Source organism: Shimia sp. CNT1-13L.2 (assembly GCF_024331145.1).
GTDB lineage: Bacteria > Pseudomonadota > Alphaproteobacteria > Rhodobacterales > Rhodobacteraceae > Shimia.
Genome location: NZ_JANDJO010000016.1, coordinates 1 through 20,594, shown reverse-complemented (window position 1 = coordinate 20,594; position 20,594 = coordinate 1). Strand labels below are relative to the sequence as shown.

Below are 20,594 nucleotides of genomic sequence, written 5' to 3'. Positions count from 1 at the left end.
TTATGGACGCGACCACTTTGGACACGCAGGCCGTGGCAGCATGGCTTTCCGATCACCTTGAAGGCTTTGAGGGGCCGCTGGATGCCGAGAAATTCGCGGGCGGGCAGTCAAACCCAACCTTCCTGCTGAAAACGCCGTCGCGTGAATACGTGTTGCGCCGCAAGCCGCCGGGCATCCTGCTCAAATCGGCCCACGCCGTTGATCGTGAATTCCGTGTGCAACGCGCCCTGGCGGGCAGCGATGTGCCGGTCGCGCAGATGCATGTCCTATGTGAAGACGACGACGTGATCGGCTCGGCGTTTTACGTGATGGAGCGGGTGCGGGGCGAGAACTTTGACGACCCGCGCCTTGAGGAGTTGGACGCCGAACGTCGTACGGCGATCTATACCGAGATGAATCGCGTCATGGCGGCGATACACTCGATTGATATCGCCGCTGTTGGCCTTGCCGACTATGGCCCCGAGGGTAACTATTTCGAACGCCAGCTGAGCCGCTGGACCAAGCAGTATCGCGCCTCGGAAACGGAAACCGTTCCCCCCATGGACGCGTTGATTTCCTGGCTCGAGGCCAATGTCCCGGAAGATGATGGCAAACGCACCCTGGTGCATGGCGATTTTCGTATCGACAACATGCTGTTTGCCGAGGGCGGCAGTGATTGCGTTGCGGTGCTGGATTGGGAGTTGTCCACCATTGGCCATCCCTACGCCGACCTTGCCGGCATGATCATGCAGTGGCAGATGCCGCCGGGTGGGGCAGGGCGCGGTCTGCAGGGCGTGGATCGCAAGGCGCTGGGCATTCCTTCGGATCAGGAATTCGTTGCGGCCTATTGCAAACGCATGGGGCTTTCAGGGATCGACAAGTTCGGCTTCTACCTGGCTTTCAGCTTTTTCCGCATGGCCGCGATCCTGCAAGGGGTCAAGAAACGGGGCCTTGAAGGCAACGCATCCGACCCGGAGCGCGCCGGAAAGCTGGGCGCTTATGTGCCGCTGTTTGCCAACGCGGGTCTGGAGGCCGCGAAACATGGATAAGCGTTTTGAAAACCAGGTGGTTATGATCACCGGTGCCGCAAGCGGATTTGGCAAGATGGCCGCGGAAAGGTTTGCCGCCGAGGGCGCACGTCTGGCGTTGTCGGATATTTCGGGGGACGCGCTGGAGGCGGTTGCCGAGGCGCTGCGTGCGGATGGCACCGAGGTCATCGCGGATGTTGTCGACGTCTCTGACGCCGATCAGGTCGCGGCCCATGCGGCCAACATTGCGCAGACCTTCGGCACGCTGGACGTCGGCATCAATAATGCCGGTATGGGGCACGATCTGGCCCCGCTGCACCTGTTGCCGGTCGAAGCCTTTGATCGCAACTATGCCGTCAATGCCCGGGGTGTCTTTCTCTGCATGAAGGCGCAGTTGCCGATGATGTTGCAGGCGGGCAAGGGGGTTATCCTGAATGTATCATCCGCTGCCGGTCTGCTTGGCGCGGCCCAGCTTTCGGCCTATGCCGCTGCCAAACACGCGGTCATTGGCCTGACCAAGGCCGCAGCTGACGAATATGCCCGCAAGAACATCCGCGTGAACGCCTTGTGCCCGGCCTTCACGGTCACGCCGCTGGTCGAGGAAATGGCGGCTCAGGTCAGCGAACGTGGAGGGATGAACCGCGAGCAGGCGCTTAGCCACATCGCGGGACGCATTCCCATGGCCCGCGTCGCCCAGCCGGAAGAGATCGTTCAGGCGATGCTCTGGGCCTGTGCGCCTGAAAATTCCTTCATGACGGGCCAGTCCATCGCGCTGGATGGCGGATTGACGGCCGTTTAGGCAAAGGGCTGGGAATGCGGCGGTTTCTGTGCTTGGCTGGCATGGTACCTCAAGGCACGGGAAGGAACTGAGAGATGACACTTGATACCTGGCTGATCTACGTGGCAACGGTTCTTGCGCTCATGAGCACCCCCGGACCAAGCCAGCTCTTGATGTTGTCCAACAGCGCGACACATGGGTTTCGACGTGCCTTGTCGACGGCCGCAGGTGACCTGACCGCAAATGCGCTCCAGATGCTGGCGGCGGGTCTTGGCCTTGCGGCGATCATCGCGGCCTCTGCCAACGCACTTGCGATCATCAAATGGGCTGGCGTTGCCTATCTGATCTGGCTGGGCGCCCGGATGATCCTCAAGGCGCGTCCGAATGATCCGGGTGTGCACGGCGATGGCCCGCGCGCCTCTCTGGCGGCGCTCTGGGGGCAGGGTTTCATCACCTCGGCCGCCAACCCAAAGGCGGTTGTTTTCTTTGCCGCCCTGTTTCCGCAATTCATCCAGGCGGATGGCCCGTTCTGGCTTCAGTTCTTCATCCTGTCACTGACCTATATCGCCCTGGATGGCATGTTCCTGTCCGCCTATGGCGCGGGGGCGCACTGGATCGCACGGCGCTTCAAGGGCGGTGCAAAGGTCTGGATCGAACGCATTGGCGGCGGTTTCATGATCGGCGCCGCCATCCTGCTGGGCCTCAAGTCCCTGACACAAAACTCCTGAGAGACGCACTTCTTCCATGACACCCCTCGACCCCACCCTTGATGAAACACCCTATGCCCTTCAGAAACACCTCGGGTTTCACCTGACCCATTGGGGCGAGGATCACGCGCGCCTTGAGTTGCCGATCGAACATTACCTGAGCAACCGCGCGGGCCTGCCGCACGGCGGGGTCTATGCCACGCTCTTGGATACGGTCATGGGGTATGCAGGCTGTTTCACTGGCGATCCGTCGCACAAGAAACTGGCGCTGACCCTGTCGCTCACCACGAATTTCCTGAGCCGGCCCAAGGGGCGACTGCTGATCGCCGAGGGGCGCAAGGTCGGGGGCGGGGCCTCGACGTTTTTTGCCGAGGCCACCATTCTTGACGAAACCGGCGAGGTGATTGCGCGCGGCTCAGGTGCCTTCAAGTATCGCAAGACAACGCTCTAGGCGGCCTTGCTGTCGGCCTGTTCCGCGACAAGTTCGATGACGGCGTTCAGGATATAGTCCATCGTCTCGTCATCCATCAGGTAGCTGAGGTTCAGCCGCACGAAGCCGGGTTTGGTCTTGCCATCGCCCGCAAGGATGTCTTCGCGAATCTGCGCCGATTGGGCATCGCTGATCGCCATCAGGCTGTGCACGTAAGGCCCCGCGCAGGAACACCCGCCGCGCGCCTGAATGCCAAACCGGTCGGACAGGGCACGGGTAAAGGCGCGGTAGTCCATCCGCTGGCCATCTGCACCGCGCGGCACAAAGCTCAGGAAGGGCAGGCGGTCCTGCCGGTCGGCGGCCAGAATTTCAATGCCGGGAACGTCACCCCAGGCGGCAAAAGCCTTCCCTGCGTTCCCGGCATTTCGGGCCGAGATTTCCTCTTGCCCGATAACCTCTTTCACGATCATCGCCAGCGCGGCGCGGATGTCGCCGATCACATTCGGCGTGCCACCTTCCTCGCGCTGCTCAAGACGGGTGACATAGTCATGGCTCTCGCCGTTCACAAAGGCGACGGTGCCGCCGCCGGGGCGGCTGGGCAGGGCGGTTTTCACCGCATCCCGACGCATCACCAGAACGCCGCTTGCGCCGGGGCCGCCAATGAACTTGTGAGGTGACAATGCCACGGCGTCGATCCCAAAACCGCCGGGTTGCGCCATGGAGATCGGCAGGTAGGGGCCGCCACCGGCATAGTCCCAGACCATCGCCGCGCCATAGGTTTTCACCAGCCGCGTGACCTTGGCCACATCGGTGCAGACACCCGTGACGTTCGAGGCAGCAGAGAAAGCCGCCACCACCAGCCCCTCGACGGTGCAACGGGCAAGTTCCATCGTCAGCTGTGCAAGGTCCGGCCCGCCGTCGGGGGCCTCGGCAATCTCGATCACCTCAGCACCGCTTTCGCGCCACGGCAGGATGTTTGAATGATGTTCGTAAGGACCAATCAGAACAAAGGTCTTTTCGCCCCGCTGGGCTGCATCCCGCAGGCCCAGCAAATGCACCAGATGGTTGAGCGCCGAGGTCGCGCCCGAACCGCTGAAGATGACCGCGTGTTCATCCGTGTTGCCGCCACAATGCGTCGCGATCACCTCGCGGGCCTCTTCGCGCATGTTGGTCATGGTCGCGCCGCAGTGGGAATCGACGGTGTGGCTGTTGGCATAGAAGGGCAGAATGTCTTCCATCACAAAGGTTTCGACCTGCCGCAGCGGGCGGCCCGACGCGATATAATCCGCGTAAATCAGCGGTTTGCGCCCGCAAGGGGTTTCGATGAAGGTGCCCTTGCCGATCTGCCCGGCCACCAGGGATGCGATCGGATCAGCCTCACCCTGAAGGGTGTTTCTGAACCGGGTGAGTGGCGAGGTCGTGGACGGCATAGGGCACCTTTCGTGTTCCGTGAGTGATGTGGCGCAACACTATGGGTGGATTGCTGGTGCATGTTGGTTGAGCTTGATTGAATTTTGACAAAGTTTGTGTCACATGATCGAAGATGATGGAAAAACTGGATCAAATTGATCGTCGTATCCTCGACATCACCCAAAGGGACGGTTCGCTGGCGCAACGCGAGCTTGCTGACCGAGTCGGCCTCTCCCAGAATGCGCTCTGGCGTCGTCTGAAACGTCTGGAAGAGGCGGGAGTGCTGCTGGGCACCCGTCGTCGTGTGGACGCGGGCAAGGTTGGCCTTGATCTCACGGTCTTTGTCATGGTGCGCACCCGCACCCATTCCGACGAGTGGATAGAAGCCTTTCGCGCCCATGTCGCCCGTATCCCCGAAGTTGCCGAGATGCACCGGATCGGGGGGGACTGGGACTATATGCTCAAGGTCGTGACCCGCGGCATGGCGGGCTACGACAGTGTCTACAAGCGGTTGACCACAGGGATCGAGCTTGAAACCGTCACGGGGTTTTTCTCGATGGAAACCATGTTCGAAGATCGCCCGCTGGACGTTTTTGGCTAGGCCGGTAGGGCGTCTGGTGTCAGGTGCCCTGTTTTCACATAGATCAGGCAGCCACCCTCTGAGAACGGGGTGTGTTCCGACATATGCGGGCTGCGCAGCCATGTGCCAGCGGGATAGTCACCGTGTTCGTCCTGAAAAGTACCCTCCAGAACAAGGATTTCTTCCCCGCCCCAATGGCGATGGCGGGTGAAGCGCGTGCCCGGCTCCCAGCGGACAAGGGCAACGTTTTCACCGGCAACAGAATGCAGGGGCAGCACCGACAGGCCGGGAACACTTCCCGGGCGAAAATCGGCCTTGGTGGTGTCGATGTGAAACTGCTCCTGATCATCGGCATCGAACTGGTGAAGTTTCACGAAAATCGTACAGCCGTCGTCTGTGTGCGGGGTATGGGACGTGCCGATCGGATTGCGCACATAGGTGCCGGCCGGATAGTCGCCGGTTTCATCCGAAAAGACACCTTCCAGCACAAAGAATTCTTCGCCGCCGCCATGTGTATGGGCATCAAACTGTGACCCCGGGGCAAAGCGGACAATCGTTGTTGCCCGCGCCACCTCTTCGCCGATCCGGTCAAGCATCATCCGTTCGACACCGTTGGCAGGGGATTTGACCCATTCACGGTTTTCCGGGCGAACGACCACACGTTGGGAAAAGTCTGCATTGATCCGCATGATGAAACTCCTGTTGCGTCAGAGATCATGTAGGCAGGTGAACCGATCAGTCAATGATTGGAGTGCATATCGGCTTTCACAAAACTTTCACCAAGATCGGGCAATCCCTGCTTGCGGGTCAGATCACATTTCAATAAATCATGAAATATGGAAAAGACAAATGCCCTCTCCGCCTTCTCGGCCCTCAGTCAACCGACGCGGCTTGATGTGTTTCGCCTTCTGATCGAGGCGGGCGACGCGGGCATGCTGGCCGGTGAAATCGCCGAGGCCTTGGACGTGCGCCAGAACACGATGAGCGCAAACCTGTCTGTCCTGCTGGGCGCTGGTCTTGTGCGCAAAACGCGCGAGGGTAGGGCGATCCGTTACTTTGCTGACACCGACGGTCTGCGTGGTCTGCTTGGCTTCCTGTTGCAGGATTGCTGTGGTGGCCGCCCCGATCTGTGCCAGCCCTTGATCGAAGACATTGCCTGTAGCTGCTGAAAGGATCGGGCCGATGACTGACAAGACCTATAACGTACTTTTCCTGTGCAACGCCAATTCGGCGCGCTCTCTCATGGCCGAGGCCATTATCGAACGCGAGTCGATGGGCCGGTTCAAAGGCTTCTCTGCCGGTGCGCACCCCTCTGGCGCACCGCATCCCGAAACCCTCGCGCTGCTGCAGCGTCTGAACTACGACACCGGCTTTGCGCGGTCCAAATCCTGGGACGAATTCGGGACGGCGGATGCGCCCGAGATGGATTTTGTCTTCACCGTCTGTGATCAGGCCGCCGCGGAAGAATGCCCCGTCTGGCCCGGTCAGCCGATGTCGGCCCACTGGGGTGTTGCCGATCCGGTCAAGGCTCTGGACGGTGGCAATGCCGCCGAGGTGGCGGTTGCCTTCAACGATACCTACCGGATGCTGCGCAACCGGATTTCCATTTTCGTGAACCTGCCGATCGACGCCCTCGACACGCTGTCGTTGCAGAAACAGCTGGACGAAATCGGCCAGAACACCAACCTGTCGGAGGCAGAATGAGCGATATTTCCCAAGCAGATGCGGGCCTTGGCACCTTCGAGCGGCTGTTGTCGCTCTGGGTGGCACTGGCGATCTTTGCAGGCCTTGTTCTTGGTAGCCTTATCCCCGGCGTCTTTGCCTTTCTGGCCTTGCTGGAGGTGGCCTCGGTCAACCTGCCCGTTGCGGTGCTGATCTGGGCGATGGTCTACCCGATGATGGTGGGCGTCGATTTCGGCGCGCTCTCGCATATTGGCGAGCGTCCCAAGGGGCTTGTCATCACGCTCGTGGTGAACTGGCTGATCAAACCCTTCACCATGGCCGCGCTTGGGGTTCTGTTTTTCAACTATGTCTTCGCAGGGCTGATCCCGCCCGATGACGCACAGGCCTATCTGGCCGGTGTGATCCTTCTCGGCGCGGCCCCCTGTACGGCGATGGTGTTTGTCTGGTCGAACCTCACCCGCGGCGATGCAACCTATACCCTTGTGCAGGTCAGCGTGAACGATGTGGTGATGGTCTTCGCCTTCGCCCCCATCGTCGCCTTCCTGCTTGGCGTGAGTGACATCTCCGTGCCGTGGGAAACCCTGATCCTGTCGGTTGTGCTCTACGTTCTGCTGCCGCTGGGCGCGGGCCTGATCACCCGCAATCGTCTTGTGAAACAGGGCGGTGAGGCGGCGGTCGACGCCTTCAAGGCCCGTGTCGCACCGTTTTCGATCACCGGCCTTCTGGTCACCGTGGTCCTGTTGTTCGGCTTTCAGGGGCAGGTCATTCTGGATCGCCCGCTGGTGATCCTGCTGATCGCGATCCCGCTGTTGATCCAGTCTTATGGCATCTTCTTTGTCGCCTATTGCGCGGCGAAACTGTGGAAAGTGCCGTTCAACGTCGCCGCGCCCTGCGCGCTGATCGGGACATCGAATTTCTTCGAGCTGGCCGTTGCCGTCGCCATTTCGCTCTTCGGCCTTGGCTCTGGCGCCGCGCTGGCCACCGTGGTTGGCGTTCTGGTCGAGGTGCCGGTGATGCTCTCGCTGGTGGCTTTTGCCAATCGCACCAAGGGCTGGTTCCCTTCTTCATGAACACCTTTCGGGACACGTTCCCGACACAACGAAAACGTAGGATACTGACATGACCAAAATCGCCATCAACGGCCTGGGCCGCATGGGAAAACTGGTGATCCGCAGCTTCTTTGATCTCGGTCTCGATGCCGAAATCGTGCTTCTGAACGATGGTATGGGCGACGCCGAGCTGCATGCTCACCTTCTCGAGTTCGACACGGTGCACGGCCGCTGGCGCGCGGACTTTGCCTTTGATGAGGACAGCATCACCATTGACGGCCAGAAGATGCGCTTTACAGCCACGAAAAAGCTGGAAGAACTGCCTTTGCAGGAACTGGGCGTCGACCTTGTTGTCGACTGCACCGGCGCCTTCAAGACCAATGCCAAGCTGCAGCCCTATTTCAATGCAGGTGTCAAAAAGGTCGTGGTATCTGCCCCGGTCAAGGAAAACGACGTGGCCAATATCGTCTATGGCGTGAACCATGACATCTATGACGCAGAGGCGCACAAGGTTGTCACCGCCGCCTCCTGCACCACCAACTGTATCGCCCCCGTCGTTCAGGTGATCCGCGAGCACCTTGGCATCGAACAGGCGTCGTTCACCACGATCCACGATGTCACCAATACCCAGACCATCGTGGACCGCGCCCACAAGGATCCGCGCCGCGCCCGTTCGGCGTTGAACTCGCTGATCCCGACGACCACGGGGTCCGCCAAGGCGATCATCCAGATTTTCCCCGACCTCGATGGCAAGATCGACGGCCATGCCGTGCGCGTGCCGCTGCTGAATGCGTCACTCACCGACATTGTCTTCAACGTCTCGCGCGAAACCACCGCGGAAGAGGTGAATGCACTTCTCGAACAGGCCTCGCAAAACGAGCTTGAAGGCATCCTTGGGTACGAGACCCGCCCGCTTGTCAGCTGCGACTATACCAACGACGAACGCTCGACCATCGTTGACGCCATGTCGACCCGCGTGATCGGCGGCACTCACGTCAAGATCTATGCCTGGTATGACAATGAGTGGGGCTATGCTTGGCGATTGGCGGATGTGACGCGTATGGTGGTGGCATCTCTCTGACCCAAGCCGAAAGGGGACACCGATGTTCCGCTACCTCATCCTGCCCGCCATGTTTCTTGCTGCACCGGCCCATGCCGAGTTGCTGGTCTGTAATGAAACCGACGCCGAGGCCAGCTTTGCCTACGGCTACAATGATGGCGGCGTCTGGACGTCCGAGGGCTGGTGGAACATCCCCCCGTATGACTGTTCGGTTGTGGAAGGCAGTGATCTGACCAATCGCTACTACTATTACCGTGTCACTTCGGATGTGTATTCCTGGCCCGGTGAAAAGTACTTCTTCTGCACCTCTCCGGCGGCCTTCACCATCGCCGGTGACAAGGAATGCGGCGCGCGTGGCTATGACCGGTCCGAGTTCCGGCAGCTGGAGGTGGGGGACGCAAAGAGCTTTACCCTCAACCTGACCGCCGAAACGCCAGGTAAACCCCCACGCCCCGAACCGCTGGCCGCGCCGGGCACCCATGGCGAGCCCTACACCATCAGCGGCGTGCTCAGCCATTGTGATATCTTTGACGTGACCGCCCAATGCGAAATCCATGCAGACGGCTGGCGCTATGTGGCCAATTCTGGCGATCCGACACCCATGTGGATGCTGGAACAGCTGATGCCGCTGCCCACCAACACGCCGGTGACGATCACTGGGGACATGATGGGCTATAGCGGTCTCACGGCTGACGTGACCATTCGGGATTTTTCGGTTGGCGGGGGCGATGGCTTTGCCTCATGGCGGGCTGCGCTGCAGGGCATGTGGGGGTCAACCCAGGATTCCGCCTACCAGATCCTCGTCTATGGCGGGGTTCTCGAAGAGTTCTACAACAACAACATCACCGACACCTCCCTGATGACATGGGCACCGACCTGCGATGGCGCCCACGGGGATGGTCCCGCCCTGATCCTGAAATCCTTCAACGATCCCGAATTCGAACGCTGCATGATCGTGCATGAAACAGGCAGCCGCCTTGTCATGTTCCCGGTTGGTGCCATGCGCGATCTCGAGTTTCGACGCATGAACTGAGACTGACATGAGCCAAGCCCCCGCGTCCCCATCCCCAAAGGCCAAACCCGAGGGGCTTGCCGCCTATATCACCGTGACCGCCGCCTATTGGGCTTTCATGCTCACCGATGGCGCGTTGCGGATGCTGGTGCTTCTGCATTTTCACACCATCGGGTTTTCGCCCGTGCAACTGGCCTACCTGTTCCTGCTCTACGAAGTCATGGGCGTGGTCACCAACCTGTCCGCCGGCTGGCTGGCGGCGCGGTTTGGCCTGACATCGACGCTCTATGCGGGTCTGGGGCTTCAGATCGTCGCCCTTGTGGCGCTGTCGCAGCTTGACCCAAACTGGAGCCTCGCGGCCTCGGTGGTCTTCGTGATGGTGGTTCAGGGCCTTTCCGGCGTGGCCAAGGATCTGGCCAAGATGTCAGCGAAATCTGCCGTGAAACTGCTCGCCCCCGAAGGCGAGGGGGGGCTGTTCAAATGGGTGGCTATCCTTACCGGCTCCAAGAATGCCGTGAAAGGCGTGGGCTTCCTGCTGGGGGCGGTTCTGCTCGCCGTCTGGGGCTTCCAGACCTCTGTCTGGGTCATGGCTGCGGTGCTGGCGGTGATCCTGATCGGCGTGGCGCTTTTCATGCCGTCTGGTCTGCCGCAAGGCAAGAAATCCGCCAAGTTCAGCCAGGTCTTCTCCAAGGACCAGAACGTCAACCGCCTCAGCCTCGCGCGCATGTTCCTGTTTGGCGCGAGGGATGTCTGGTTCGTGGTCGGCATCCCGATCTATTTCTACGCCGTCCTGTCGGATGGCTCGGAAGAGGGCAACCGCGCCGCCTTTTTCATCATCGGCACCTTCATGGCGGTCTGGATCATCCTTTATGGTTTCGTACAGGGCCTTGCGCCAAAACTCCTCAAGGCCGCGACCAGCACCACGCCCGAGATCGTACACAAGGCCGTGGTCTGGGTTGGCGTTCTGACCCTGATCCCACTGGCCCTTGCCGCCGCCGTCTGGGCCGACCTGCCGGGCCTCACGCCCATCGTCGTGGCGGGGCTTCTGATTTTCGGCTTCGTCTTTGCCGTGAACTCATCGGTGCATTCCTACCTGATCCTCGCCTTCACAACGGGGGAACGGGTGACGATGGACGTGGGCTTCTACTACATGTCCAACGCCGCAGGCCGCCTGCTCGGCACCCTGCTATCCGGCGTCAGCTACCAACTCGGCGGCCTGCCGCTCTGCCTGTTCACCGCCGCCGCTATGGCGGCACTGTCCACGCTCGCCGCAAACCGACTGAGGGGTTAGGCACCAACCAGCCCGTGCTCCACCCTACCCAGGGTCCGGGGCTAAACGATCAGCATGAGACCGAGAGAGACGAGACACGCAAAACCGCGTTGCACGCAATTTGGGGGCTACTCTTTGCCCTTTGACTTCCTCAGAAGATCACCCAGCAGCGCCCCGACGAGCAGAACAGCGCAATAGGCGATGTAGGGCAGGGGCGTGCCACTGTTCCCGCTGAATTCATAGGTCAAATCCATGGCCCAGCCAGCCGCGATCAGGACCAAGACCACATAAAGCGTTTTCAGAGCCCAACCCACCTTGACCAAATCCACTTTCCAATCCATATCCCGCCACTATGACTGAGCTGAACAAAATCCGCAATTTCTCGATCGTGGCCCATATCGACCACGGCAAATCCACCCTTGCTGACCGCCTCATCCAGGAGACGGGCACGGTGGAGGATCGTGACATGAAGGAACAGCTGCTCGACTCGATGGACATCGAGCGCGAGCGCGGCATCACCATCAAGGCCAACACCGTGCGCATCGACTATCAGGCCGATGACGGCGAGACCTATGTGTTGAACCTGATCGACACCCCCGGTCACGTTGACTTTGCCTATGAAGTCTCGCGCTCCATGAAGGCGGTTGAAGGCTCGCTTCTGGTGGTGGACTCGACGCAAGGTGTGGAAGCTCAGACCCTTGCCAACGTCTATCAGGCGATTGATGCCGACCACGAGATCGTGCCCGTTCTGAACAAGATCGACCTGCCGGCCTCGGATTGTGACCGTGTTGCCGAACAGATCGAAGACGTGATCGGCATCGACGCCACCGGCGCGATCCAGGTCTCGGCCAAGACCGGCGTCGGCATTCGCGAAACGCTTGAGGCCATCGTCAAGGAACTGCCCGCGCCCGAAGGCGCGCTGGACGCACCGCTCAAGGCGATGCTGGTCGACAGCTGGTATGATGCCTACCTTGGCGTGATCGTTCTGGTGCGCATCATGGATGGCACGCTCAAGAAGGGCATGAAGGTCAAGTTCATGTCGAACGGCTCGATCCACCATGTGGACCGCGTCGGCGTGTTCCGCCCCGAAATGCAGATGATCGACAGCCTTGGTCCGGGCGAGATCGGTTTCCTGACCGCGTCGATCAAACAGGTGCGTGACACCCGCGTCGGTGACACCATCACCAACGATAAGAACGGCACCGAAGAGGCGCTTCCGGGCTTTAAACCGGCCCAGCCGGTGGTGTTCTGTGGCCTGTTCCCCGTTGATAGCGCCGAGTTCGAAGACCTGCGTGACGCCATCGACAAGCTGGCCCTGAACGATGCGTCTTTCTCGTTCGAGATGGAAACCTCGGCGGCGCTGGGCTTTGGCTTCCGCTGCGGCTTCCTTGGCCTCTTGCACCTCGAGGTGATCCGCGACCGGATCGAACGCGAGTACAACATCGAGCTGATCACCACCGCGCCTTCGGTGATCTACCATATCCACATGCGTGACGGCACCATGCGCGAATTGCACAACCCCGCCGACATGCCTGACCTGACACACGTGGACCACCTGGAAGAGCCGCGCATCAAGGCCACCATCCTTGTGCCCGACGAATACCTGGGTGACGTTCTGAAACTCTGTCAGGACCGTCGTGGCATTCAGGAAGACCTGACCTATGCTGGCAGCCGCGCCATGGTCGTCTATGACCTGCCGCTGAACGAGGTGGTCTTCGATTTCTACGACCGTCTGAAATCGGTCACCAAGGGCTATGCCTCCTTCGACTACCAGATGACGGGCTATCGTCAGGACAACCTGGTGAAGATGTCGATCCTCGTGAATGACGAGCCGGTGGATGCGCTTTCGACCATGGTCCACCGCGACCGCGCCGAGATGCGGGGCCGTGCCATGTGTGAAAAGCTCAAGGACCTGATCCCGCGTCACATGTTCAAAATCCCGATCCAGGCGGCGATTGGTGGCAAAGTTATCGCCCGTGAGACCCTCTCGGCGATGCGCAAGGACGTGACCGCCAAGTGTTACGGCGGCGACGCCACGCGGAAACGCAAGCTGCTGGACAAGCAGAAGGCGGGTAAGAAGAAAATGCGCCAGTTCGGCAAGGTCGACATCCCGCAGGAAGCGTTCATCTCTGCGTTGAAGATGGATGATTGATATTCAACTTTAACGCTTGAATTTCCAAAGGCTCCTGATTAAATTTTTCCTTAGAAATCAGGAGCCTTTACAATGAAGAACCTTTTCCGTTCCACGTTGATTGCAACCATTGCAGCCGTGTCCATGTCAGCAGCTGCCAGTGCTGCTGATATGAAGGGTGAAGTCGATGGTATTCCGGCCACGATCGTCAAGAAAGGCGGCGCGACCGTTGTGATGCTGGACGTTAAGCATGGTAAAAAGCGTGATGTCCGTATCGAACAAGCCGTTCGTGCTGCCAAGGAGATCACTGGCTGCAAGGCGACCCACGTAGGGGGCACAATCTTTGAATTCCAGGGCAGGTCCGAGCGCCCTGCGATGGTTCAAGTCAAGTTGAAGTGCTGATTTAGTCAGGCGGGTCTTCAACCTTTTCGATGTCTTGATGGCGGCAGGATCGCGCCCGACCCCGAGGGTGGCTCAAGGCAAGACGCGACCTCACGTTCTCTCAAGGCGTCTTGTTTCTCGCACCGTCGCAAAATCGCACCCGCCCTGGGGGGCGGGGTCGGGTGCGATCCGGATCACTTTGTGATCCGGTTAGAGTTGAAAGGCTGTTGCCTCGCATGTCGGCTTGGGGGCTTTAGCTGCTGGCACCTCGCACTCGTTCACCCAAACTTCATCTCCTCTGCCTTGCAACCTGTCCGTTGCCCGCTAGGGTGAATGAAACAGATTCAAAAGGAGAGATGTGATGGCCCTCACCGTGGCTCAGATGATGGAAGCGGCCAATGCCGCGGTTCCGCGGATTTCCGTGGCGGATGCGATGGCCAGGATCGAGGCAGGTGCCTTGCTTCTGGATGTGCGTGACGCGCCCGAGTTGCAGATGCAGGGCAGGGCGCAGGGCTCGCATCACATCCCGCGCGGGATGCTCGAATTCCGTGCCGATCCCGCGACCCAGTTTCATGATCCCGAGTTGCGGAAGGATCGCGCGGTGATCCTGCACTGTGCCTCTGGCGGTCGCGCCGCGCTTGCGGGCAAGCTGCTCAAGGACATGGGCTATGGCGAGGTCTTCAACCTTGGCGGGTTGAGCGACTGGAAAGAGGGTGGCGGGCCAGCCTCGGAGCCCGTCGATCCCGGCATGTAGGCAATTTCGCACCTCCGCGATACCGTCACGATACCGACGCAATACCGACGTTGATTTTCGCCGTGCCCCTCGGGGCACGGTTTGTCGTTTTGACGCGCGGTTCTTGCTGGAAAAATGCCGCGGGGTTGCCTAAGCTCGGGAAAAGAGCGTCACATTTCGACGCCGTTCCGCCGAGGGAAGGAAAGACATGGGCACGGAAAAAAGCGACCTTTCACAAGAGCTTCTGGAACTGGTTGCACGTGAGGGGATGGTCGACATCTCCGACATCACACCCCAGAGCCGCCTTGAGGATCTGGATATTCAATCCGCGGATTTCGTGATGATCCTGATGGCGCTGGAAGAGGAATACGGCGTCTACATTTCCGTCGACAACGAACTCACCGACGTCGAAACCGTGCAAGACCTTCTTGACCTCGCGCAGGACAAAATCGAGGAACACCGGAAAGACGAAACCGCGTGAGACGTGTTGTCGTTACGGGAATGGGGGCGGTTTCCGCCTGTGGTCTGGGTGTCGATGCACTCTGGCAGGGAGCGGTTAACGGCAAATCAGGTGTGCGTCCGGTCGATTTTCCCGATCTCCCGCAACAGCGGGTCGGAACAGCTGCGGCGCTGACCGCGGAAGACCTTGAACAGCTGCTTGCAGAGTCCGGCCACCGGATGCGCGACCCCGTCGCGAGCTATGCGGTTCACGCCGCGAGGGAAGCGATTGCCCAGTCGGGCCTTGAGAGTGACGACATTGATGACCGGTGCGGCGTCGTGATCGGCTCGGGGTTTGGCGGCGCCAAGACGCTGGATGACAACTATCTCGCTTTCGGAAAAGACGGCTCCATGCGGCTTGATCCGATGTCGGTGCCGAAGATCATGAACAACGCGTCCGCCTCGTGGGTGTCCATGGAGTTTGGCGCCAAGGGACCGATCTATTGCCCGTCCACGGCCTGTTCTTCCGGAAGTCAGGGTGTCGGGCTTGCCTATCAGCTTATCAAGGGCGGGGCGATGGAGCGGTGTATCGCTGGGGGGTCCGAGGCTTGTCTGGTGAATGGTGTGTTCCGCGTCTGGGAACTGCTGCGTGTGATGACCGCAGACAAGAACCGCCCGTTCTCGAAAGATCGCAACGGGATGATCCTTGGCGAGGGCGCTGGGGTGCTTGTGCTTGAAACGCTGGAAAGTGCCGAGGCCCGCGGTGCCACGATCCTGTGCGAAATCGCGGGGTTTGGAACCAACTCCGATGCCGGAGACCTCTTGCGCCCCGATCCAGAGCGCGCCACCAAGTGCATGCAGCTTGCGCTGGAGGATGCCGGTCTGCAATCGTCGGACATCGGCTATGTGAATGCGCATGGCACCGGAACGGTTGCCAATGATGTGACGGAAACCGGCGCCCTGCGCGAAGTTTTTGGCGCCGATCTTGAAGGTGTCGAGATTTCCTCGACCAAGCCGGTTCACGGCCATTCCCTTGGGGCGGCTGGCGCGATTGAACTGATCGTCGCGGCCAAGGCGCTGATGGAACAGACGGCCCCGCCTACGATCAACTTTAATGAAATTGATCCGAAAATCGGGCTTGATCCCGTGGCCAACACGGCGCGCGCGATCGACACTGGGGCGGTGATGTCCAATTCGCTTGCCTTTGGCGGTGTGAACGCCTCGGTCATTCTGAAACGTTTCGATGGCTGAGGCCCTGACGCTTTCGGAAGTCAGGATAAACGCCGAGGCCGTTGCGGCCCTGTCGTCCCTTCTGAACGACATGCTTGATGGGGCGCAGCCCGTTCCCCTGACAAGTCCCGCGCTTCTTCTGGGGCATCCGGGCTTGCAGGAGGTGGCCGCAAAGATGGTACCGCCGCAAGGGCAGGGCGTTGTTCACGAGGCCCAGTCTTTTCGGGTTTTGCGCTCGCTCAGGCCGGATGACACCCTGACCCTTGAGGTCGCAACACCCGAGGTGTCTTCGGGGCGCGTTTTCGATTTTCGATGGTCCGTCGCGGGAGAGCCCGCCGGAGAGATGCAAACGCGTTTGAAGTTTGTTCCTCCCGAGGTGATGGTGAACCTCAAGGGAGCGGCGTTTACCGAACGGCAGAAACATCCCGAGATGATCTGGTTCGAAACCTCCGCTTTCGCGGCGGATGCTGTCAGGCACTATCTTGACTTGGCAAATGATTCCAACCCTATCCATGTCGATGACAGGGCGGCCCGTCTGGTCGGGCTGGATGGCGCTGTCGTGCCGGGCATGTTCTTTGCGGGCGTTATTGAGGCCGCATTGGATCGCGGATTGAAGGCCGGTTCCATCGAGAGCCTGAAGGTACGCTTCATGGCACCAGTTCCAGTGGGAGTAAAACTCAAACTGGCGGTCTTGCCACGGCAGAGGGATGAAAACGGTATCGTGCGGACCGCGCGTGTGTTCGTCGTGTCGGCAGAAAGTATCATTACCGCGGTGGCCGACGCGGAGTTCGGCGGTCAGTTCGCGTAGAGGTACCAGACGAGGGCCATCCCGATATTGGTCAGATGGTGAAGGGCCTGATCTGTGCCCATCGCACGCCAAAATGCGGCATCGGCTGGAGTATGGCCCTTCTTGACGCCGGTGCTGGCTTTCCAGAAGTCGATATGGAAATGCGTCACCCATTCAAACAGAACAAGAATGGCAATCCAGACAGCCGAGGTGCCGAAGGCCCAGAAGATAAGGATGGAAAACACGCAGTGAATGCCTGCATGTACGGCACGCCCCATGTGTATGTACCGTTCACGATCCGTCAGCATCCAAGGTGTCTGCATGAAAAAATCGGCAAACAGATGCTTGATTTGCATCAGTGCCAATAACAGCAGAACAGTCAGGGTGCCGTCCATCAGGAACTCACATTTGAAGAGCGGTTACGCGGGAAAGACTAGCGGGAATGTGATAGGGGTGCAAACACCCTGTGCGCTGGCGCGCCGAAACACACGCGGGGACGTTACGGCAAGTGCTTGATTTGGCACCTTGCGGATTGATAGCATGATTTCGATATCCCGACAGGTCGGCAATTCACCGGCCGGGAGGCACAGGAGTTTCAGTCATAGAACGCTCACTTTTTTCCTTTATTTGGAAGTATTCGAAACGGGATCAGCTATTTCTTCTGATCTTGACGGCTTGTCTGTTTCCTCTTTTGTATCTGACGCTTGAACTGCCCAAGCGCATCATCAACGATGCGATTTCGTCGGATCAGTCGTTCATTTACGTCGAGTGGCTTGATCGCGAATTCGATCAGGTCACCTTCCTGATGCTGCTGTGCGGTGCTTTCCTGATTTCCGTGTTGGGGCATGGTCTCACGAAGATGCGCATCAATACGCTCAAAGGCATCCTGTCCGAGCGGATGTTGCGCCGTTTCCGGTTCCAGCTGATTTCCCGGATCATGCGTTTCCCGCAACCTTACCTCAAGCGGACTTCGCAGGGCGAGATGGTCTCGATGATCACCTCCGAGGCAGAGCCGATGGGCGGCATGATGGGCGACGCGATCAGCCTGCCGGTCCTTCAGGCTGGTCAGATGCTCACCATCCTTGCCTTTTTGTTCCTGCAAAGTTTCTGGTTCGGGGTGGCGGCCTGTGCGCTGATCCCCCTGCAGGCCTGGCTGATCCCTAAGTTGCAGCGTGAAATCAACCTCTACAACAAGGAGCGCATCAAGGAGGTACGTCACCTCGCTGCTGAAATCGGCGAAACCGCGTCCGGTGCCCCCACGTTGCGCTCGAACGTGGGCTGGCGTCACCGCCTTTTGATCATCACACGGCGTCTGGGCACGTTGTTCGACATCCGCTTGACGATCTACAAGAAGAAATTCTTCATGAAGTTCCTCAACAACTTCATCAACCAGCTGACGCCGCTGTTCTTCTATTCGATTGGTGGCTATCTCGCCATCAAGGGGCAGGTTTCCGTTGGCGCGCTTGTCGCGGCGCTGGCGGCTTACAAGGATCTGTCCTCGCCGTGGAAGGAACTCCTGAACTACTACAACCGCGTTCAGGACCTGTCGCTACGCTGGCATCTGATCATCGATCGTTTCAATCCGCAGGGTATGGTGGATGAAGAGCTCTTTGATGAAGGACCCCAAGACATCCCCCATCTGGATGGAGATATCGACCTGCGCAACGTGACGGTTGTCGATCACAATGGCGACGCGGTCCTGGAGGAAATCACCCAACATGTGCCGAAAGGGACCTTGGTTGCTGTCTCGGCCGCGGATCAGGAAGAACGGCGCGCTCTCGCTGATCTGTTCACGCGCGAGGTTGTCCCGGTCTCGGGCAGTGTGAGTATCGGGGGCGAGGACCTCAACAAGCTGCACCAGATGGTGATTTCCACACGTGTCGGCTATGCCGAGATGACCCCTTATGTTTTCGAGGGCAGCTTTGGCGACAACGTGATGATGCCTCTGCGCAGCACACCGGTAAGGCCGCTGGAGGTCCCTGAAGACAAACAGGCCAAGGAACAGCACCGCGCGGTGGAGTCCGAACGCTCGGGCAACAGTACGGATGCCTGGTACGCCGACTGGGTCAATCCCCAGATCGCGGGTGGCGAAACCCGTGCGGATGTGCGGGACTGGTGGCTTCAGGTGATGGAGGCAATCGGATCCGGAAACGCGATGTTCCGTCGTGGGCTTGATCAGACGTTCCAGCAGGTTGATCACCCCAAACTGGCGGAAATGCTTGTCGCCTTGCGCCCGAAGGTCTTGGAGGCGCTGCGTGAGGAGGGGCTGGACAAGGCGTATTTCCGCTTTGACCCCGAAGTCTACAACCCTGCTTTGCCAGTGTCGGCGAACCTGTTCTTCGCGACACCCAAGACGGATGCCATCGACTATGGCCATTCCACGGTCAGCGACTTTCTCGACTTGCTGAACGAAATCGGGCTGTCGGCGGGTATGTTGCGTCTGTCGCAGGAAGTGATCGAGATGCTGAACCTCACCTTCGGCGTCGACGGCACCGAGCACCCGCTGTTCCGACGCCTTGGCCTTGATCCGGATGATTTCCGTACCAAGGTCGACCTCGTCCAGAAAAGCCGGGAAAACGGGCTGGATGCGTTGGACCACGAAGATCAGATCAAGATGCTGACGCTTCCCTTCGAGGTTTCGGCCGAGCAGATCGGCCCGGCCTTCTCGGACGAGTTGAAGGACATGATCCTTGATCTGCGCCATCAACAGCGCGTCAAGCTGGAAGGCTGGGTTTCGGACTCCTTCGAGCCTCTGAACGAAAACACCTTCTCTCCCGGGCTGAGTGTGCTTGAGAACGCGATTTATGGCACCCTTTCCACAAGTTCCGGTGGCAAGGGAGAGCAGATCCGCGATGTCGTGGCGCGTGTCCTGATTGATGAAGGGCTGAAGCCAAACGTGGCCGAACTTCTGTTCACGGTTCCGACCGGGATCGGTGGCGCCGGTCTCCCGTCGGCCTTTGTCGAACCCCTGTCGGTCGGGCGGGCGGCGGTCAAGCGCCCTGACGTCCTGATCCTGGATGGCTGTCTGGCGATGGACGATCCGGAGGAATGCCGCGAGATCATCCGGAACATCCGCAAGCTGCTCCCGAACTCCACGATCCTGTTCCTGGAAGAAACACATGCCCAGCCGGAAGAGTTCGACCTCACCGTCGAGATCGAACACGGACGGATCAAGGACAGCGGTGGTATGTCTTCGGAAACCGACGACAACGCGGCCAGTGCCGACTTGAAAAAGAAGATGCGGGCGTTGGTCTCGACAGATCTGTTTTCAGGATTGGGACGCAAGCAGCTGCGCCTTTTGGCGTTTGGTGCGCAATGGTTCGAGGCACCGGCCGGTGGTTACGTGTTCCATCGCGGGGATGACGCCGCTGATGGTGCCTACCTCATTCTCGAGGGCGAAGCTGAAATGCTGTTCAGTGACGATGCCGGGCGGCGTGATGTCATCGCGGTGGCCGGTCCGGGCACTTTGGTCGGGGAACTGGCGCTGGTGCGCAAAGAGAAGCGTGCGCTCGACATGTATGTGCGCAGTGACCTCAAGGCCCTGCGTCTGGGTGAGGAAGAATTCCTGGCGGTAGTCGGCAACGATGCCGGAACGGCATACAAGATTCTCCAGGTGCTCGCGGGCTACGTGGGGCGTTCGAACAAATAATCGCCCCGAGTCGCCGGCGATTCCGGGAAATGATTCATGGATTCCCCTCCAGGAAACGGTGAATCGGCGGCTTCCTTGGCGATTTGGGCAGAACATGCGACTTGAGCCCCGCAATTTTCATGGGGGCAGAGGCGTAAACACAGGCTCTGAAATCCCAATGCGCCTTATTTTTAAGGATGTTTGAATTTTTTGTGTGAAAGTTGAAAAAAGCGCTTGCGGAGGTTTGGTGTTATGCTTAGAACCCCCTTCACCGGCGGCG

The 20,594-nt window shown here is 59.6% G+C and carries 22 protein-coding genes; 18 read left to right on the top strand and 4 right to left on the bottom strand.

Annotation, left to right across the window (positions count from 1 at the left end; translation table 11 throughout):
* Positions 1-2 precede the first annotated feature (2 nt).
* From NNA36_RS19430 to NNA36_RS19415, 4 genes are all read left to right on the top strand, one after another.
* On the top strand, positions 3-1,028 hold the full coding sequence (locus NNA36_RS19430; RefSeq protein ID WP_255110227.1) for a phosphotransferase family protein: 1,026 nt from the start codon (positions 3-5) through the stop codon (positions 1,026-1,028).
* Entirely contained in the window at positions 1,021-1,806 is a 786-nt protein-coding gene (locus NNA36_RS19425) for an SDR family NAD(P)-dependent oxidoreductase (protein ID WP_255110225.1), read from the top strand. The genes NNA36_RS19430 and NNA36_RS19425 overlap by 8 nt, the downstream gene beginning before the upstream one ends.
* A gap of 74 nt (positions 1,807-1,880) precedes the next feature.
* Complete coding sequence (locus tag NNA36_RS19420) at positions 1,881-2,513, top strand: LysE family translocator (protein ID WP_255110223.1); 633 nt, start codon at positions 1,881-1,883, stop codon at positions 2,511-2,513.
* A gap of 16 nt (positions 2,514-2,529) precedes the next feature.
* Positions 2,530-2,943 carry a PaaI family thioesterase gene (locus NNA36_RS19415; RefSeq protein WP_255110221.1) on the top strand — a complete coding sequence of 138 codons (414 nt, stop codon included), beginning with the start codon at positions 2,530-2,532 and terminating at the stop codon, positions 2,941-2,943.
* Here NNA36_RS19415 and NNA36_RS19410 read toward each other — a convergent pair.
* On the bottom strand, positions 2,940-4,352 hold the full coding sequence (locus tag NNA36_RS19410; RefSeq protein WP_255110219.1) for an aminotransferase class V-fold PLP-dependent enzyme: 1,413 nt from the start codon (positions 4,350-4,352) through the stop codon (positions 2,940-2,942). The two genes, NNA36_RS19415 and NNA36_RS19410, sit on opposite strands and share 4 nt — an antisense overlap.
* Before the next feature lie 113 nt (positions 4,353-4,465).
* Here NNA36_RS19410 and NNA36_RS19405 point away from each other — a divergent pair, with 113 nt between their 5' ends.
* On the top strand, positions 4,466-4,933 hold the full coding sequence (locus NNA36_RS19405; protein WP_255110217.1) for an Lrp/AsnC family transcriptional regulator: 468 nt from the start codon (positions 4,466-4,468) through the stop codon (positions 4,931-4,933).
* Here NNA36_RS19405 and NNA36_RS19400 read toward each other — a convergent pair.
* Positions 4,930-5,601, bottom strand: coding sequence for a cupin domain-containing protein (locus NNA36_RS19400; protein WP_255110215.1), 672 nt, complete (start codon positions 5,599-5,601; stop codon positions 4,930-4,932). The genes NNA36_RS19405 and NNA36_RS19400 overlap by 4 nt on opposite strands.
* Positions 5,602-5,748: 147 nt before the next feature.
* Between NNA36_RS19400 and NNA36_RS19395 the strand changes: the two genes are divergently transcribed.
* The 6 genes from NNA36_RS19395 to arsJ are packed head-to-tail and all read left to right on the top strand — an operon-like array spanning position 5,749 to position 11,007.
* On the top strand, positions 5,749-6,081 hold the full coding sequence (locus NNA36_RS19395; protein ID WP_255110213.1) for a helix-turn-helix transcriptional regulator: 333 nt from the start codon (positions 5,749-5,751) through the stop codon (positions 6,079-6,081).
* Between the two features lie 13 nt (positions 6,082-6,094).
* Positions 6,095-6,616: an arsenate reductase ArsC gene (locus tag NNA36_RS19390; protein ID WP_255110210.1), complete on the top strand. Its 522-nt coding sequence runs from the start codon at positions 6,095-6,097 to the stop codon at positions 6,614-6,616.
* On the top strand, positions 6,613-7,665 hold the full coding sequence (gene arsB, locus NNA36_RS19385; protein ID WP_255110208.1) for an ACR3 family arsenite efflux transporter: 1,053 nt from the start codon (positions 6,613-6,615) through the stop codon (positions 7,663-7,665). The genes NNA36_RS19390 and arsB overlap by 4 nt, the downstream gene beginning before the upstream one ends.
* A gap of 49 nt (positions 7,666-7,714) precedes the next feature.
* Complete coding sequence (locus NNA36_RS19380; protein ID WP_255110206.1) at positions 7,715-8,725, top strand: ArsJ-associated glyceraldehyde-3-phosphate dehydrogenase; 1,011 nt, start codon at positions 7,715-7,717, stop codon at positions 8,723-8,725.
* 22 nt (positions 8,726-8,747) lie between these two features.
* Complete coding sequence (locus tag NNA36_RS19375; protein WP_255110204.1) at positions 8,748-9,737, top strand: DUF1036 domain-containing protein; 990 nt, start codon at positions 8,748-8,750, stop codon at positions 9,735-9,737.
* A gap of 7 nt (positions 9,738-9,744) precedes the next feature.
* Positions 9,745-11,007, top strand: a complete 1,263-nt coding sequence (arsJ, locus tag NNA36_RS19370; protein WP_255110202.1) for an organoarsenical effux MFS transporter ArsJ — start codon at positions 9,745-9,747, stop codon at positions 11,005-11,007.
* Between the two features lie 107 nt (positions 11,008-11,114).
* Here the strand turns inward: arsJ and NNA36_RS19365 are convergent, their stop codons facing one another.
* Complete coding sequence (locus NNA36_RS19365) at positions 11,115-11,315, bottom strand: hypothetical protein (RefSeq protein WP_255110200.1); 201 nt, start codon at positions 11,313-11,315, stop codon at positions 11,115-11,117.
* A 23-nt stretch (positions 11,316-11,338) separates the two neighbouring features.
* Here NNA36_RS19365 and lepA point away from each other — a divergent pair, with 23 nt between their 5' ends.
* The 6 genes from lepA to NNA36_RS19335 all read left to right on the top strand — a co-directional run bounded on the left by lepA (position 11,339) and on the right by NNA36_RS19335 (position 16,707).
* Positions 11,339-13,138, top strand: a complete 1,800-nt coding sequence (gene lepA, locus NNA36_RS19360) for a translation elongation factor 4 (protein ID WP_255110198.1) — start codon at positions 11,339-11,341, stop codon at positions 13,136-13,138.
* A gap of 72 nt (positions 13,139-13,210) precedes the next feature.
* On the top strand, positions 13,211-13,519 hold the full coding sequence (locus NNA36_RS19355) for a hypothetical protein (RefSeq protein WP_255110196.1): 309 nt from the start codon (positions 13,211-13,213) through the stop codon (positions 13,517-13,519).
* Between the two features lie 340 nt (positions 13,520-13,859).
* Complete coding sequence (locus NNA36_RS19350) at positions 13,860-14,252, top strand: rhodanese-like domain-containing protein (RefSeq protein ID WP_255110194.1); 393 nt, start codon at positions 13,860-13,862, stop codon at positions 14,250-14,252.
* A 187-nt stretch (positions 14,253-14,439) separates the two neighbouring features.
* Positions 14,440-14,712, top strand: a complete 273-nt coding sequence (locus tag NNA36_RS19345) for an acyl carrier protein (protein WP_255110192.1) — start codon at positions 14,440-14,442, stop codon at positions 14,710-14,712.
* Positions 14,709-15,920: a beta-ketoacyl-[acyl-carrier-protein] synthase family protein gene (locus NNA36_RS19340; protein WP_255110190.1), complete on the top strand. Its 1,212-nt coding sequence runs from the start codon at positions 14,709-14,711 to the stop codon at positions 15,918-15,920. The genes NNA36_RS19345 and NNA36_RS19340 overlap by 4 nt, the downstream gene beginning before the upstream one ends.
* Complete coding sequence (locus NNA36_RS19335; RefSeq protein ID WP_255110188.1) at positions 15,913-16,707, top strand: MaoC/PaaZ C-terminal domain-containing protein; 795 nt, start codon at positions 15,913-15,915, stop codon at positions 16,705-16,707. Before NNA36_RS19340 ends, NNA36_RS19335 begins: the two co-directional genes overlap by 8 nt.
* On the opposite strand, the gene NNA36_RS19330 is transcribed toward NNA36_RS19335, so the two are convergent.
* Positions 16,695-17,081, bottom strand: a complete 387-nt coding sequence (locus tag NNA36_RS19330; protein WP_255110186.1) for a DUF3307 domain-containing protein — start codon at positions 17,079-17,081, stop codon at positions 16,695-16,697. The genes NNA36_RS19335 and NNA36_RS19330 overlap by 13 nt on opposite strands.
* A gap of 296 nt (positions 17,082-17,377) precedes the next feature.
* Here NNA36_RS19330 and NNA36_RS19325 point away from each other — a divergent pair, with 296 nt between their 5' ends.
* Entirely contained in the window at positions 17,378-20,335 is a 2,958-nt protein-coding gene (locus tag NNA36_RS19325; RefSeq protein ID WP_255110185.1) for a cyclic nucleotide-binding domain-containing protein, read from the top strand.
* Positions 20,336-20,594: the final 259 nt, after the last annotated feature.

Excerpts from the sequence above, each read along its gene's own strand:
- arsJ (WP_255110202.1), top strand. The coding sequence starts at position 9,745 with ATGAGCCAAGCCCCCGCGTCCCCATCCCCAAAGGCCAAACCCGAGGGG.
- NNA36_RS19330 (WP_255110186.1), bottom strand. The coding sequence starts at position 17,081 with ATGGACGGCACCCTGACTGTTCTGCTGTTATTGGCACTGATGCAAATC.
- NNA36_RS19380 (WP_255110206.1), top strand. The coding sequence starts at position 7,715 with ATGACCAAAATCGCCATCAACGGCCTGGGCCGCATGGGAAAACTGGTG.
- NNA36_RS19425 (WP_255110225.1), top strand. The coding sequence starts at position 1,021 with ATGGATAAGCGTTTTGAAAACCAGGTGGTTATGATCACCGGTGCCGCA.
- NNA36_RS19375 (WP_255110204.1), top strand. The coding sequence starts at position 8,748 with ATGTTCCGCTACCTCATCCTGCCCGCCATGTTTCTTGCTGCACCGGCC.
- NNA36_RS19400 (WP_255110215.1), bottom strand. The coding sequence starts at position 5,601 with ATGCGGATCAATGCAGACTTTTCCCAACGTGTGGTCGTTCGCCCGGAA.
- NNA36_RS19355 (WP_255110196.1), top strand. The coding sequence starts at position 13,211 with ATGAAGAACCTTTTCCGTTCCACGTTGATTGCAACCATTGCAGCCGTG.
- NNA36_RS19410 (WP_255110219.1), bottom strand. The coding sequence starts at position 4,352 with ATGCCGTCCACGACCTCGCCACTCACCCGGTTCAGAAACACCCTTCAG.
- NNA36_RS19395 (WP_255110213.1), top strand. The coding sequence starts at position 5,749 with ATGGAAAAGACAAATGCCCTCTCCGCCTTCTCGGCCCTCAGTCAACCG.
- lepA (WP_255110198.1), top strand. The coding sequence starts at position 11,339 with ATGACTGAGCTGAACAAAATCCGCAATTTCTCGATCGTGGCCCATATC.
- NNA36_RS19405 (WP_255110217.1), top strand. The coding sequence starts at position 4,466 with ATGATGGAAAAACTGGATCAAATTGATCGTCGTATCCTCGACATCACC.
- NNA36_RS19390 (WP_255110210.1), top strand. The coding sequence starts at position 6,095 with ATGACTGACAAGACCTATAACGTACTTTTCCTGTGCAACGCCAATTCG.
- NNA36_RS19430 (WP_255110227.1), top strand. The coding sequence starts at position 3 with ATGGACGCGACCACTTTGGACACGCAGGCCGTGGCAGCATGGCTTTCC.
- arsB (WP_255110208.1), top strand. The coding sequence starts at position 6,613 with ATGAGCGATATTTCCCAAGCAGATGCGGGCCTTGGCACCTTCGAGCGG.
- NNA36_RS19415 (WP_255110221.1), top strand. The coding sequence starts at position 2,530 with ATGACACCCCTCGACCCCACCCTTGATGAAACACCCTATGCCCTTCAG.
- NNA36_RS19420 (WP_255110223.1), top strand. The coding sequence starts at position 1,881 with ATGACACTTGATACCTGGCTGATCTACGTGGCAACGGTTCTTGCGCTC.
- NNA36_RS19335 (WP_255110188.1), top strand. The coding sequence starts at position 15,913 with ATGGCTGAGGCCCTGACGCTTTCGGAAGTCAGGATAAACGCCGAGGCC.
- NNA36_RS19345 (WP_255110192.1), top strand. The coding sequence starts at position 14,440 with ATGGGCACGGAAAAAAGCGACCTTTCACAAGAGCTTCTGGAACTGGTT.
- NNA36_RS19350 (WP_255110194.1), top strand. The coding sequence starts at position 13,860 with ATGGCCCTCACCGTGGCTCAGATGATGGAAGCGGCCAATGCCGCGGTT.